Here is a 13354-nt window from a genome sequence, read left to right on the forward strand (position 1 = left end):
GCGTTATTGCACTGAGTCTACTGATAAGTTTAGCAGAGCGTGCAAAAGTGCTGATAAAACTGTTGAAATCCTCGCGCTAGCCCGCCCGATGATTAAACCAATATTCAACCGTTTAGCATCTCATCGCGCGCCATCGCCTAGCTGTAACCAACTCCCTGCCCGGCTCAACTCACCCAACGCTCAGGCGGTGCGGCTTGCAGACGTGTTGTGCTAATTGCGCCGCCAAACAGGTAACAAATGCAGCAACTGGTTACAGATACCCCCATAGAATATCCGGTCGCGGTATGACATTTTCAGCGCAGGTTTCGCATTCATTGTTTAGCGTGGTGGGATGAATTTATGACAAGAAAAACGATTTACACTCTGGCCCTGACCATGATGTTGTCAGTCAGCACTTTGGCTCATGCCGATGGCTGCCTGAAAGGCGCTGCGGTGGGTGCGGCAGCCGGGCATCTCAAGCACCATGCCGTGTTGGGCGCCGTGGCGGGCTGTGCCGTCGGGCATCACTTAGCCGCCAAGGCGAAAGAAGAAAAGGCGCAGACCGCGGCCAACAAATCATAAAAACTCAGGGAGCCTCGGCTCCCTGATTATTTTCAGCACTTATATTTGGCTACAGCTGAATAGTCTCGAAACGGCCATCCAGCAGCGGCTTGCAGAGGATCTTGTAGCCGTCGCTGTCAAAATAAGTGGAGACTTTTTGCAGGCTCTCCTCATCTTGCAGCGAATCCACGGTGCCGAGATAGAACCAGTCCTGAACAATATGGTACTGGGTGAAGCTCGACCCTTTCTCAACAATGGCAATTCGCCCCGGCCAGTTCCAACAGTGCAGTCGCAACGACGCCAATGAGGCTTCCAGCCGCTGTTGATGCTCCTCGAGAGACTCTGCGCCGCAGCAAGCTCCGGCGCAGCGTTTCAGGCTGTAGCGAAAACAGGCGCGATTTTTAGCCAGCTTCTCAATGCCCAAAACGCCATAACAGAGCTTTTGCTCATCCGCCAACTGGCGCAGCTTTTCCAGCGCCACGGTGCGATTGGCAAACAGCCCAAACAGCCCCGGCGTGCTGGAGAAGTCAATCTCCTTGGCGTAAGCCACCGCCACCTTGCCTTCCTGAATATGCAATGAGCAGAGCTGTTTGGAACGGCGCAGCCTTTTGTTAAACAGCGGCTGCTGCTCTTTGATCATCCGCGCTTCAGTCAGCAGCGCACCCAACTCCCCCGCCGTTTCGACAAAGGAGATATGGGTGGTCTGCCGCAGCATGCGGGCTTCGTCTTTGGCGCGAAAATGGGACATCACGCGAGTGCGGATATTGACGCTTTTGCCGATGTAGAGCGGCATCTGCTGGCTCACACCGTGGAAAATATATACGCCGGGAGAAGATGGCAGCTGCGCCAGACTGTCGCGCAGGTGCTCGGGATATTGGTAAATTTCAGCGGCAAACTCGCTGCGGGACAAATTCCTCAAACGCTCTCACTTATCTCTGTATTGCCATTAGGACGACACAATCACGCGGTTTCGCCCTTCCTGCTTGGCAAGATACAGGGCTTCGTCGGCCTTTTTCAATACTTTCTCTGCGTGATTTTTGTTCGACGCCCCACCAGCGACCCCGAGAGAAATAGTTATCTTATCAATATCCACGATATCCATTTCGGCCACTAGGCCGCGTAAACGCTCGGCAATCTGCGCCGCCACGTCAAGCCCGGTGCCCGGCAGCACCATCAAAAACTCCTCGCCGCCGTTGCGACACAGAATATCGCTATCGCGCGAACTGGCGCGGATCTGCTGGGCAAGCTGCTTGATCACTTCATCGCCGACGTCGTGACCATAGGTGTCATTGACCTTTTTAAAGTGGTCGATATCCAGCGCGATCACCGAGAAACTCAGCTTCATCTGCTGAATATATTCCAGCGCCGTCGCCAGCCCGCGCCGGTTAAACAGCCCGGTCAGCGGGTCGGTTTGCACCTCAAACTTCAACTTACCGATTTTCTTTTGCAGCAGGCTGATGCCCACCAGCAGCGCGCGTTTCAGCTGGGTGACTTCAAAATACCAGTCGGGGATCAGCCGAATATTGTTGGAAACGTCGGGCTTATCCATCTCATTGGCGCTGCGGGCCAGCTGGCGCAGAGGCCGGGCAATCAGCCGCGACAGCAGCCAGACGCAGAACAGTGTCACCAGCGCCAACGGCGTCAGATGGCGCAGCACTTTAAACATCAGACCTTGCAACGGCTTGAGGGTGGAGTCGGTTGGGCGCAGCGTCACTATCTCCCAGCCGGTCGAAGGGACCCGCGCGTAGCCCGCCAGCACGGCTTCACCCGCGTAATTCTCCATCACCAAACTGCCGTTTTCCGCTTTCTTCACCACGTCGGTGATCGGGCGCGGCGGCATGACTTTGCCGATATTGCCCATGTTTGGGTGATAGAGCACGCGGCGATCGCTGTCGACCACCGCAATGTAAGAACCATCGCGATAATAATGCTCGCCCAGCAGTTCGTTAAGAATGCTCTTCTGCTTAAGGTAAATGGTGCCGCCAATATAGCCACGATAGCGGCCATCAGGGGTGACAATCGGCGTGGAGATATTGATAACCAGATTATTGGCCGCGGAAATATAGGGCTTGCTAACAAGCGGCCGCCTCTTCTTCAGCGCCTCGACCGAGCCCGGAGTGGCGATAGTGCGGCCCATCAGTTGCAAACTGTCTGGCGAGGTGGCGCGGATCAGCCCGTGGGCGTCAGTGATCACTACCGAGTTAAAGCTGTCACTTTGGTATTTAAGGCGGGCAGTTTCGGCCTGCAAAATCGCCGGCTCGTCAAAATGCTCGGCGGCAATACGGCTGCTATAAAACAGCTGCTTTTGCATGCTGCGGATTAAGAGTTCGGTACTCGACGCCAGCTTAGTGGCGTACACCCGATTAGCTTCCAGCGTGTTATCAATCAGCAATTGGCGCTGCACGCTATAGCTGGCGTAAAAACTGTTCGCCAGCGTCACGAAGGCACTTGTCACGGCCAAAATCAGGATCAGACGGCGAAGATCGAGACGGAAAAAGGCGCTGAAAAAGGTTGAGAGTGACAAGAAAATAGCCCCGGGGAAAAAAGTGGCTCATGTTTACCATTGCCCGTTACGCTTCACAAGGAGCACGCTGGAAAAATCCTTAAAATCAGCAGATACGGGTAGGAAACAGACTTAATGCAGACATTTAAAAGCGCCCTCGCCCAGAGGGCCGTTATTGCCCGCTGGTGTGGAGTAAGAAGCCGCCCGAAGGCGGCTTCTATTTATATTAAATGCTGTAAACGTCCCAGCCTAAATTTCAGCGTATCAAATATGGATTGGCGGCAAACCAACAAGGCCTTGCACTGCTGAAAGCAAGGTACCTTGCTTAGTGCTTTCCTGTTGCAGTTTAACAGCTGTTTCTATTTCAACACCGAATGCTTCAGCTAATGCCGCCGCATCAAAACCACTAAAGATATTGTTCATTTTGAACCTCACAATTTGTTATGAACCAGATGATTTGCAAATGAATCTATAACTTGCAGGTACAAGTTAACCCTTTGAACAATGACTGGGTATTGATCCCCGCCGTGCTGGCTATGGCACAACGGAATTGAGGGGGCCGTGTTGTCGAGAAAACGCTAATCCATAAAAAAGCCGCCCTGTGGCGGCTAATTAAAAGACGAGTATTTGTAGTGCTTTTATTATTCGTCTTTTTTAATGACAACCTGTTGTGGCTTCATCTGCTGAATTGCACGGCAGATGCAATAAGGTATGACAGCCCACGCGAGACCCATGGCGGCTCCAGCTGCTTGCTGAGGTGCACTGTTTGCGCCGAATACGGCAATAATGCCTTGGAAGAAGCCAATTACGCCGCAAATTGCAGCAATTACCCATAAAGCTTTCATTTAACAATAAACTCCTGTTTATAAAGAATATGAATTTTAATCATAGGAATATTCTTAACAAGGTGTTTTTATACATTTATAGGCGGGCCCACGATAGTATTACTGAATAGCCTTTGATAACGCATGGCTGATTAAAATAGGGACAGAGAATGAAAAAAATGACTTTTATGGCATTGCTATTAACCAGCTTCTCAAGCATGGCGGCCTATGAAAATTGCACAATAGCTAACGGCCGAGTCACTTTCTGCGCAGGATGGGCTCAGTCAGACTCACAGCCCGTGAAACAATCTGATGGCGCTTATAGTGACTGTACTATCAGTAATGGACAGGTCACCAGTTGTCGAAGCTGGTCTCAAGGTTCGGCAGTTGTTCAACAAAGTGATGGCAGCTACTACAGCTGCACCATCGCCAACGGCCAAGTCACCAGCTGCGGGTCTTGGTATCAGGGCAGCGCCATTGTGGACCGGTAGAAAACTGCGGATTTGGAACATTAAAAAAGGAGCCCTAAGGCTCCTTTTCTCATTCATTCCAGCAAATTACATGTTGGAAATGATGTCGTCGCCGAACTCGCTGCATTTACGCAGTTTCGCGCCGTCCATCAGACGTTCGAAATCGTAAGTCACAGTTTTGTTCGCGATCGCGCCTTCCATACCTTTAACGATCAGGTCTGCGGCTTCGAACCACTCCATGTGACGCAGCATCATTTCTGCGGACAGGATGATGGAACCTGGGTTCACTTTATCCTGACCTGCGTACTTAGGTGCAGTACCGTGGGTTGCTTCGAACAGTGCGCAATCGGAACCGATGTTTGCACCCGGTGCGATACCGATACCGCCAACCTGCGCCGCCAGGGCGTCGGAGATGTAGTCACCGTTAAGGTTCATACAGGCGATAACGTCGTATTCAGCCGGACGCAGCAGGATCTGTTGCAGGAATGCATCAGCGATTACGTCTTTAATGATGATGTCTTTGCCGTTGTTTGGGTTCTTGATTTTCACCCATGGGCCGCCGTCGATCAGCTCACCGCCGAATTCTTCACGTGCCAACTGGTAACCCCAGTCTTTGAACGCGCCTTCGGTGAACTTCATGATGTTGCCTTTGTGAACCAAAGTCAGGGAATCACGATCGTTGGTGATGGTGTATTCGATAGCCGCGCGAACCAGACGCTTGGTGCCTTCTTCAGAACAAGGCTTGATGCCGATACCGCAATCTTGTGGGAAGCGAATTTTCTTCACGCCCATTTCGTCTTGCAGGAACTTGATCACTTTGTCTGCTTCAGCAGAACCGGCTTTCCACTCGATACCCGCGTAGATGTCTTCGGAGTTCTCGCGGAAGATAACCATGTCGGTGTCTTCTGGGCGTTTAACCGGGCTTGGCGTGCCGGTGTAGTAACGAACCGGACGCAGGCAGATGTACAGGTCAAGCTGCTGGCGCAGGGCAACGTTCAGGGAGCGAATACCGCCGCCGACTGGGGTAGTCAGTGGGCCTTTGATAGCCACGCGGTAATCACGAATCAGGTCCAGAGTCTCTTCTGGCAGCCATACGTCTTTACCGTACAGGTCAACCGATTTCTCACCGGTGTAGATTTCCATCCAGGAAATTTTGCGTTCGCCGTTGTAGGCTTTTTTAACCGCCGCATCCACAACCTTGATCATGGCTGGGGTCACGTCAACGCCAATACCGTCGCCTTCAATGAACGGGATAATAGGATTATTAGGAACGTTCAGTTTACCCTGGGCGTCAACTGTGATCTTCTTACCTTCAGCCGGAACAACTACTTTGCTTTCCATTAACCTCTCCTTCGAGCGCATTTTTGTTAAAAATTTGTAAGATGCGGGTCGATATTACTTCAATAATCGCCCCGCGCCAATCCGAAACGGTTTTCACGTATAATGCGCCAATTATCTTTTATCTCAATGTCTGTGAGAACAATGTCTGTTAAAAATCACCACGTTAAACGTTTCAGCAAGCGGCCTGACAGGGTTCGTCCCGAACAAAATGCGCCACGAAAAGTGCTATTGTTCAATAAACCTTACGATGTGCTGCCGCAGTTTACTGACGAAGCCGGACGCGCCACGCTAAAAGACTACATCTCATTAACAGGTGTCTACGCCGCAGGCAGGCTGGACCGGGATAGCGAAGGTTTATTGGTGCTGACCAACGACGGCAAACTGCAAGCCGCGTTAACTCAGCCGGGCAAACGCACCGGCAAGGTCTATTATGTGCAGGTGGAAGGTGAACCTGATGACGCGGCCATTAGCGCCCTGCGTTCAGGCGTCGAGCTTAAAGATGGCAAAACCCTGCCAGCGGGCGTGGAGTTGGTGGCCGAGCCTGAGTGGCTGTGGCCGCGCAACCCGCCGATTCGCGAACGCAAAGCGATTCCAACCCGCTGGCTGAAAATCACCTTATTCGAAGGCCGCAACCGACAGGTGCGCCGCATGACGGCCCACGTCGGCTTTCCCACTTTACGTCTGATTCGTTTTAGCATGGGCGAGTACCAGCTTAGCGATTTACAGCCCGGCCAATGGAAGGAGATTTCTGATGTTTAAACCCCACGTTACCGTGGCCTGCGTGGTGCAATCGCAGGGGCAGTTTTTGATTGTCGAGGAGACGGTCAATGGCAAAGTGACCTGGAACCAGCCCGCCGGACACCTCGAGGCCGATGAAACGCTGTTCAGCGCAGCGAAACGCGAACTCTACGAAGAGACGGGTATTCACGCCGAGCCGCAATCCTTCTTGAAATTGCACCAGTGGCAAGCGCCCGACGGCACGCCGTTCCTGCGTTTTGCCTTTGTGATTGATTTAGACCAGCAGCCCGCCACCGCGCCGCAGGATAGCGATATTGACGGCTGCGTGTGGGCCAGCGCGGAGGAAATTCTCAGCTCTACGCAGCTGCGTTCGCCGCTGGTGGCCGAGAGCATCCGCTGTTACCAGCAGGGCGCGCGCTACCCTCTCGACCTGCTGGCCAATTTTAATCTGCCGAACTAGCTTAATCCGCTCTCCAGAGCAGATGGCCTGAGGCACCAAACGACGGTGCAGCAGGCCGCCTGACGTGCTAAAATCCCGCGCTTAGTTTTTAGGTAGTACCCTCTGTCCGGTCCGGAGTGACTTTTTTTGTTGCGCGCGGCCTTCATCCTCGTGTGACTTTCTGGCAGTGAAATGTCAGTCAAAAGCGCCACCCGTCGGGCAATTTATTTATGCAATTCGGTAAAATCATTCGGAATGACAATGTCTGAAGACAACAGCCAGAAAAAAGTGATCGTCGGGATGTCCGGCGGTGTCGACTCCTCCGTATCGGCCTATTTGCTGCAACAGCAAGGCTATCAGGTGGAGGGCCTCTTCATGAAAAATTGGGAAGAGGACGACAATGAAGAGTATTGCACCGCAGCCACTGACCTCGCCGATGCGCAGGCAGTCTGTGACAAGCTGGGTATCAAGCTGCACACCGTCAACTTTGCGGCGGAATATTGGGACAACGTGTTCGAATTATTCCTCGAAGAGTACAAAGCGGGACGCACGCCAAACCCGGATATCCTGTGCAACAAAGAGATTAAATTCAAAGCCTTCTTGGAATTCGCCGCCGAAGATTTAGGGGCGGATTTCATTGCTACCGGCCACTACGTGCGCCGTAAAGACTTTGACGGCATCAGCCACCTGCTGCGCGGCACCGACGGCAACAAAGATCAGAGCTATTTCCTCTACACCTTGGGCACTGACCAAATCGCCCAGAGCCTGTTCCCGGTGGGTGAGTTGGAAAAGCCAGAAGTGCGCCGCATTGCCGAAGAACTGGACCTGATCACCGCCAAGAAGAAGGATTCCACCGGGATCTGCTTCATCGGCGAGCGTAAGTTCAAGGACTTCCTCGGCCGCTACTTGCCTGCTCAACCCGGCCCAATCAAGAGTGTTGATGGTCAGGACATGGGCCAGCATCAGGGTCTGATGTACCACACCCTCGGCCAGCGTAAAGGTCTGGGCATTGGCGGCCAGAAAGACGGCGGCGAAGACCCGTGGTACGTGGTGGACAAAGACGTGGCGAACAATATTTTGTACGTCGCTCAGGGCGGCGAGCACCCGCGCCTGATGTCCGTGGGCCTGATTGCTCAACAGCTTCACTGGGTGGATCGCAAAACCTTGACCGAGCCGCTGCGATGCGTGGTGAAAACCCGCTACCGCCAGCAGGACATCCCCTGCACCGTCACGCCGCTGGGCGAAGATCGCATCGACGTGCGCTTCGACGCGCCGGTTGCGGCAGTGACGCCGGGGCAATCGGCGGTGTTCTACATCGATGAGATCTGCCTCGGCGGCGGCATCATCGAGCAACGCCATCCGCTGTAACGCAGTAAACATCAAGTCGGGACGCCAATGCGTCCCGATTTTTTTGACCAGAATATGTCCGTAAATCTGCACTGATTCCGAACTGGGTTTAAAAAGGATTTTATGGCATGATCTGCGGCTCAGATTTGGCCTGCCGGGTCTCGTCGATGACAGCAGCCGGGTAGTGTCCGAACAACGCTTACAGGAGTAGACGTGGCTAAAAATTATTATGACATTACGTTGGCATTGGCCGGAATGTGCCAGTCAGCACGTCTGGTGCAGCAATTAGCCCATGAGGGGCATTGTGCACAGCATGAAATGTCAGTGTCGTTGCGCAGCCTGCTGGAGATGAATCCGGCCTCAACGCTCGCGGTCTACGGCAATAATGAAGCCAATTTGAAGATGGGTTTGGAAACGCTGCTGGGCGTGCTCAATGCCAATCGTCAGGGGCCGGGCGCGGAATTAACCCGCTATGCTTTAAGCCTGATGGTATTGGAGCGCAAGCTGAATGCCAATAAAGCGGCGATGAACAAACTCGGCGAGCGCCTTGACCAACTTGACCGTCAGCTGGCCCATTTCGAACTTGAGTCTGACACCATTATCAGCTCACTGGCGGCGATTTATGTCGATATCGTCAGCCCGGTCGGCCCGCGCATTCAAGTCACGGGTTCGCCAACCATTTTGCAAAACCCTCAGGTTCAGGCCAAAGTCCGGGCCGTGCTGCTGGCGGGTATCCGCTCAGCCGTGCTGTGGCAGCAAGTAGGCGGTGGACGCCTGCAACTGATGTTTTCCCGTAATCGCTTGTTTGAACAGGCGAAAAATATTTTAGCTCATTGTTAAGACCAGGAGTTGCTACCGATGGAATTATCCTCACTGACCGCCGTTTCCCCCGTTGATGGACGCTACGGTGATAAAGTCAGCGCGCTGCGCGCAATCTTCAGCGAATTTGGCCTGCTGAAATTCCGCGTGCAGGTTGAAGTACGTTGGCTGCAAAAACTGGCAGCGTGCGCAGAAATCAAAGAAGTTCCTGCTTTTGATGCTGACGCAAACGCTTTCCTTGACCAGTTGGTGGCAAATTTTGATGAAAATGATGCCCAGCGCATTAAAGACATTGAAAAAACCACTAACCATGACGTTAAAGCCGTTGAGTACTTCCTGAAGGAAAAAGTTGCGGCGATCCCTGCCCTGCACGCGGTGTCTGAGTTCATCCACTTCGCCTGTACCTCTGAGGACATCAACAACCTGTCCCACGCGCTGATGCTGAAAACCGCTCGCGAAGAGGTGATTGCTCCTTACTGGCTGAAAATCATTGATGCCATCAAAGGTCTGGCGCACCAGTTCCGCGACATCCCGCTGCTCTCCCGTACTCACGGCCAGCCTGCGACGCCATCCACTATCGGTAAAGAGCTGGCTAACGTCGCTTACCGTATGGACCGCCAGTACAAACAGCTGCAACAGGTTGAAGTGCTGGGCAAAATCAACGGCGCGGTCGGCAACTACAATGCCCACATCGTGGCTTATCCGGAAGTTGACTGGCACAAATTCAGCGAAGAGTTCGTGACCTCTCTGGGCGTGACCTGGAACCCGTACACCACACAAATCGAGCCGCACGACTACATCGCCGAGCTGTTTGACTGCGTGGCGCGCTTCAACACTATCCTGATCGACTTCGACCGAGACATCTGGGGCTACATCGCTCTGAACCACTTCAAACAGCGCACCATCGCTGGCGAAATCGGTTCATCCACCATGCCGCACAAAGTTAACCCAATCGATTTCGAAAACTCCGAAGGTAACCTCGGCCTGTCGAACGCCGTGCTGCAACACTTGGCCAGCAAACTGCCAGTTTCTCGCTGGCAGCGCGACCTGACTGACTCCACCGTGCTGCGTAACCTCGGCGTCGGCTTGGGCTACGCGCTGATTGCCTATCAGGCAACCATGAAGGGCGTGAGCAAGCTGGAAGTCAACGAAGCCAATCTGGCCTTCGAATTGGATCACAACTGGGAAGTGCTGGCTGAGCCAATCCAGACCGTGATGCGCCGCTACGGCATCGAAAAACCTTATGAGAAGCTGAAAGAGCTGACTCGCGGTAAGCGCGTTGACGAAGCCGGCATGCACAGCTTCATCGACGGCCTGCCACTGCCAGAAGAAGAGAAAGTGCGTCTGAAAGACATGACGCCGGGCAACTACATTGGCCGTGCGGCGAAGATGGTTGACGAGCTGAAATAGCCTTTTGCCGTCAAATCGCGTAAATCGCGCAAATCAATGATATCAGGCGACCTGCGGGTCGCCTTTTTTGTTATAAAATAGAGAACAACAACTAGAACAATACTGGCTACAGGAAAATCGCCGTTTATGAGCACGGACACCAACCAGCGCCTACTCGATATTCTTAAACAAAACCTCGCCGCCGCCGGGACGCAGCCGCTCTATCTCTGTTTTAGCGACGTCGTCATGCAGGCGATGAAAGAAGGCGTTTTGGCCGAAGGGGATTTTCTGCCCAGCGAACGTCAGTTTACCGAAGAGCTGGGGATCTCGCGCATCACGGTGCGAAAAGCGCTGGCACGGCTGGAAGAGGCAGGCAGCATCGGGCGTTCGCGCGGTTACGGCACCTTTGTTAAAAAGGCTGGCGAGCCCAAGCTCTCTTACTCACTGGCCGATGTGAAAGGCTTCTCGCGCGAAGTGATGTTGCAGGGCCGCAAGCCCGACACTCTGTGGATCAGCCGCGAAAAGGTGCCCGCCGACGCGCTGGTCGCCAGCAAACTCGCCATCACCGAGCGCACGCTGGTCTATCGCCTCAAGCGTATTCACTACATTGATACGCGCCCGATGTCCGTCGCCCTCTCCTACGTGGTGATGGACGCCATTGCCGACGTGCAGGATATCGGCGTGTCGCTGTATGACTATTTCCACCGCAATAACATTGAGTTAGGCGCGCTGCAAAGCCGCGTCAGCGCGGCCATGTCTGACGACGAGCTGATGCAATCGCTGCAGTTGAAAACCCCGATGCCGGTCTTAATCATCCGCCAAACCCTGTTCGATGGGCAGAACCGCCCCATCGAATACAGTGAAAGTTTCTGTCGCAGCGACATGTACGAATTTATCAGCGAGGATTAATCCTCGCGGCTCATCTCATCGGCAAGCTGGGCCAGCGTCGGCGCACAGTCGCCACCCGGCTTAGACACCACGTAGGCCGCCACGCAGTTCGCCAGCATCATGCTCTGCCAGTGGCTTAATCCCAGCGATAACCCCGCCAGCAGCCCGGCGCAGTGGCTGTCGCCCGCGCCAATGCTGTCCACCACCGTCACTTGGCGCGGCGCGATCCAGCCGTGGTCGCTTTCGCCACCAAAGTAGTAACTCCCCTTCTCGCCGCAGCGCAGCACCACCAGCTCGTGAGTTTTAGCATGCAGCTGACGGCAGAAATGCTCTTCGTCATCGCGATAGCCGAGCAGGCCCGCTTCGCGCTGGTTAAGGGTCATGATCACCCCCGGACGCAGCAAACCGTCGATGAATTCTGGCGACATGGTGTCGAGGCGCGGGCCTAAATCCAGCACCACGCGCACCTCGGCGGGCAGCGCCTGCATCCACTCCACCAGCACCCCACCCTGCTTGGCGCCTAGCTGGTAGCCGGAGAGATAAACCAGCCCGCTGGTCGGCGTGCGGTTCTCCAGCCACGCGGTCTGCCACTGATTCTCAATGCCGTCGATGGAGATAAAGGTGCGTTCGCCGTCGGGTTCCACCAGCGCCAGACACCAGCCGTTATCCGCGCCGCCGACCTGCAAGTCAGACTGAATACCGCGCTGGGCCATTTCATCACGCAGGCGTGTTGCCCACATGCCCTCTCCCAGCGGCAGCAGGTTGTGGCTGTCGATCCCCAATTGTTTCAGGCCAAGCGCGATATTCAGCGCGCAGCCGCCGAGGTGAAATCCTGACACACTGGCGGCAGTGTCGCCACCGCGCTCGGGCAAGGCGTCGGCGTGTGCCACCATGTCCATCACCGCCGCGCCGACTACCGTTACCGGACACTGCTGATGCCAGTTCCCCTGCATCAGCGTGTGGAGCAGTTCGCCGTGCTGATTGCTCATGACGCCTCCTCAGCGCGCAGGCGGAAGCGCAGGAAGGCGCTGCTGTAAGTGGTCATGTCCAGCGGGTTAACGCGTTTTAGCTCGGTAAGGTATTGCGCGTCGAAGGCGTCGATACCCTGCAAGGCCCCGCAGATAGCCGTCGCCATCGCGCCGATGGTGTCGGTGTCGCCGCCTAAGTTGGCGCACAGCACGGCGCAGCGGTTCGGGCAGCCTTCGGCCAGTTCCACCATGGCGATAGCCGCCGGAACCGACTCAATAGTGCTCACTCCCGCACCCACCAATTGGTAAACCTGCTCGGAAGCCTGCTCGCTGCCGGTGGATTTCGCCACCACGTCGAGTGCCAGCTCAATGCGCGCGGCCAAAGAGGCGCTGAAGGTGGTGCTCTGGCGGGTCTGGGCGTATTTGGCAATGTCCGGCAACGCCAGTTTAATCTCCGCCCAGCTCGCCCCTTCAATCGCTTTGGACACCGCCCAAGCAATCACCACGGCACCGGCCACGGCGATATCAGACTTATGCGTCGGGCTGGAAGCCAGCCACACCTGCTGGCAGAAGTGCTCGAGTGGCGCTGAAGGCAGCACGCAGCCCAGTGGCGACACGCGCATCGCCGCGCCGTTGGTCACGCCGTTGTTCTCCAGCTCACTGATTGCCACGCCCTTCTTCTGCTCGGCCAGGGCCAGCTTGGAGCTCGGTCCAAGGATGTTTTTATTGAAGGCGTCGAAGCCGTCCACCCAGCGAATGACGTTGCGGGCAATCAGCTCCGGCACCACGTCGCCGTCGGCCTCAATCAGGGCATCGGCCAAGGCCAGCGCCATCGAGGTGTCGTCAGTAAACTGCGCGGCGGTGAAGTAGCAGGCGGCATTGTTCTCAGCCGGGCCATCAAGGAAACGGTCAATCCAGCCAAAATGCTTTTTCACCCGTTCACGCGGCCAGAGTTCTGACGGCATACCCAAGGCGTCGCCCAGCATTTGCCCATAGAGCGCGCCAAGAATGCGGTTTTCGCGGGTTATCTGTTGCATCTGTTATCTCCATAAATAGGCCTGCTGGCGGGCACCACGCCCGCCAGAGAA

15 protein-coding genes are annotated in these 13354 nt (G+C 54.9%); 8 read left to right on the forward strand and 7 right to left on the reverse strand.

What is annotated here, in order from left to right:
* Positions 1–339 precede the first annotated feature (339 nt).
* On the forward strand, positions 340–561 hold the full coding sequence (locus tag GEAM_RS10820; RefSeq protein ID WP_034791315.1) for a hypothetical protein: 222 nt from the start codon (positions 340–342) through the stop codon (positions 559–561).
* A gap of 49 nt (positions 562–610) precedes the next feature.
* Here GEAM_RS10820 and cho read toward each other — a convergent pair whose 3' ends face one another.
* The 4 genes from cho to GEAM_RS10835 all read right to left on the reverse strand — a co-directional run bounded on the left by cho (position 611) and on the right by GEAM_RS10835 (position 3888).
* Positions 611–1459 carry an excinuclease Cho gene (gene cho / locus GEAM_RS10825; RefSeq protein WP_229333829.1) on the reverse strand — a complete coding sequence of 283 codons (849 nt, stop codon included), beginning with the start codon at positions 1457–1459 and terminating at the stop codon, positions 611–613.
* 27 nt (positions 1460–1486) lie between these two features.
* Positions 1487–3064 carry a sensor domain-containing diguanylate cyclase gene (locus GEAM_RS10830; protein ID WP_034791318.1) on the reverse strand — a complete coding sequence of 526 codons (1578 nt, stop codon included), beginning with the start codon at positions 3062–3064 and terminating at the stop codon, positions 1487–1489.
* 243 nt (positions 3065–3307) lie between these two features.
* Positions 3308–3466, reverse strand: coding sequence for a hypothetical protein (locus GEAM_RS23115; RefSeq protein WP_154147297.1), 159 nt, complete (start codon positions 3464–3466; stop codon positions 3308–3310).
* Between the two features lie 218 nt (positions 3467–3684).
* The gene (locus GEAM_RS10835; RefSeq protein ID WP_034791320.1) at positions 3685–3888 is read right to left on the reverse strand and encodes a hypothetical protein; all 204 of its coding nucleotides are present in this window, start codon (positions 3886–3888) and stop codon (positions 3685–3687) included.
* 278 nt (positions 3889–4166) lie between these two features.
* Between GEAM_RS10835 and GEAM_RS23120 the strand changes: the two genes are divergently transcribed.
* Entirely contained in the window at positions 4167–4358 is a 192-nt protein-coding gene (locus GEAM_RS23120) for a hypothetical protein (protein ID WP_128124474.1), read from the forward strand.
* A gap of 66 nt (positions 4359–4424) precedes the next feature.
* Here the strand turns inward: GEAM_RS23120 and icd are convergent, their stop codons facing one another.
* Positions 4425–5678, reverse strand: coding sequence for an NADP-dependent isocitrate dehydrogenase (gene icd, locus GEAM_RS10840; protein WP_034791321.1), 1254 nt, complete (start codon positions 5676–5678; stop codon positions 4425–4427).
* A 102-nt stretch (positions 5679–5780) separates the two neighbouring features.
* Here icd and rluE point away from each other — a divergent pair, with 102 nt between their 5' ends.
* The 6 genes from rluE to GEAM_RS10870 all read left to right on the forward strand — a co-directional run bounded on the left by rluE (position 5781) and on the right by GEAM_RS10870 (position 11319).
* Positions 5781–6437: a 23S rRNA pseudouridine(2457) synthase RluE gene (gene rluE / locus GEAM_RS10845; protein ID WP_051899475.1), complete on the forward strand. Its 657-nt coding sequence runs from the start codon at positions 5781–5783 to the stop codon at positions 6435–6437.
* Positions 6430–6876, forward strand: coding sequence for an NUDIX hydrolase (locus GEAM_RS10850; protein ID WP_034791323.1), 447 nt, complete (start codon positions 6430–6432; stop codon positions 6874–6876). The genes rluE and GEAM_RS10850 overlap by 8 nt, the downstream gene beginning before the upstream one ends.
* A gap of 240 nt (positions 6877–7116) precedes the next feature.
* Positions 7117–8223, forward strand: a complete 1107-nt coding sequence (mnmA, locus tag GEAM_RS10855; protein WP_034791324.1) for a tRNA 2-thiouridine(34) synthase MnmA — start codon at positions 7117–7119, stop codon at positions 8221–8223.
* A gap of 192 nt (positions 8224–8415) precedes the next feature.
* Entirely contained in the window at positions 8416–9042 is a 627-nt protein-coding gene (gene hflD, locus GEAM_RS10860) for a high frequency lysogenization protein HflD (RefSeq protein ID WP_034791326.1), read from the forward strand.
* A gap of 18 nt (positions 9043–9060) precedes the next feature.
* Entirely contained in the window at positions 9061–10431 is a 1371-nt protein-coding gene (gene purB, locus GEAM_RS10865; protein WP_034791328.1) for an adenylosuccinate lyase, read from the forward strand.
* Positions 10432–10557: 126 nt separating this feature from the next.
* Positions 10558–11319 carry a GntR family transcriptional regulator gene (locus GEAM_RS10870; protein WP_034791329.1) on the forward strand — a complete coding sequence of 254 codons (762 nt, stop codon included), beginning with the start codon at positions 10558–10560 and terminating at the stop codon, positions 11317–11319.
* Here the strand turns inward: GEAM_RS10870 and GEAM_RS10875 are convergent.
* Entirely contained in the window at positions 11316–12287 is a 972-nt protein-coding gene (locus tag GEAM_RS10875) for a PfkB family carbohydrate kinase (RefSeq protein WP_051899476.1), read from the reverse strand. The genes GEAM_RS10870 and GEAM_RS10875 overlap by 4 nt on opposite strands.
* The gene (locus GEAM_RS10880; protein ID WP_034791331.1) at positions 12284–13303 is read right to left on the reverse strand and encodes an ADP-ribosylglycohydrolase family protein; all 1020 of its coding nucleotides are present in this window, start codon (positions 13301–13303) and stop codon (positions 12284–12286) included. The genes GEAM_RS10875 and GEAM_RS10880 overlap by 4 nt, the downstream gene beginning before the upstream one ends.
* Positions 13304–13354: the final 51 nt, after the last annotated feature.

It is taken from the genome of Ewingella americana ATCC 33852, assembly GCF_000735345.1.
Lineage (GTDB): Bacteria > Pseudomonadota > Gammaproteobacteria > Enterobacterales > Enterobacteriaceae > Ewingella > Ewingella americana.

Bases quoted from the DNA above. Each gene is read 5' to 3' on its own strand.
- purB (WP_034791328.1), top strand. From the start codon at position 9,061: ATGGAATTATCCTCACTGACCGCCGTTTCCCCCGTTGATGGACGCTAC.
- GEAM_RS10850 (WP_034791323.1), top strand. From the start codon at position 6,430: ATGTTTAAACCCCACGTTACCGTGGCCTGCGTGGTGCAATCGCAGGGG.
- mnmA (WP_034791324.1), top strand. From the start codon at position 7,117: ATGTCTGAAGACAACAGCCAGAAAAAAGTGATCGTCGGGATGTCCGGC.
- GEAM_RS10870 (WP_034791329.1), top strand. From the start codon at position 10,558: ATGAGCACGGACACCAACCAGCGCCTACTCGATATTCTTAAACAAAAC.
- GEAM_RS10875 (WP_051899476.1), bottom strand. From the start codon at position 12,287: ATGAGCAATCAGCACGGCGAACTGCTCCACACGCTGATGCAGGGGAAC.
- GEAM_RS10820 (WP_034791315.1), top strand. From the start codon at position 340: ATGACAAGAAAAACGATTTACACTCTGGCCCTGACCATGATGTTGTCA.
- rluE (WP_051899475.1), top strand. From the start codon at position 5,781: ATGCGCCAATTATCTTTTATCTCAATGTCTGTGAGAACAATGTCTGTT.
- GEAM_RS23115 (WP_154147297.1), bottom strand. From the start codon at position 3,466: ATGAACAATATCTTTAGTGGTTTTGATGCGGCGGCATTAGCTGAAGCA.
- icd (WP_034791321.1), bottom strand. From the start codon at position 5,678: ATGGAAAGCAAAGTAGTTGTTCCGGCTGAAGGTAAGAAGATCACAGTT.
- GEAM_RS10880 (WP_034791331.1), bottom strand. From the start codon at position 13,303: ATGCAACAGATAACCCGCGAAAACCGCATTCTTGGCGCGCTCTATGGG.
- GEAM_RS10835 (WP_034791320.1), bottom strand. From the start codon at position 3,888: ATGAAAGCTTTATGGGTAATTGCTGCAATTTGCGGCGTAATTGGCTTC.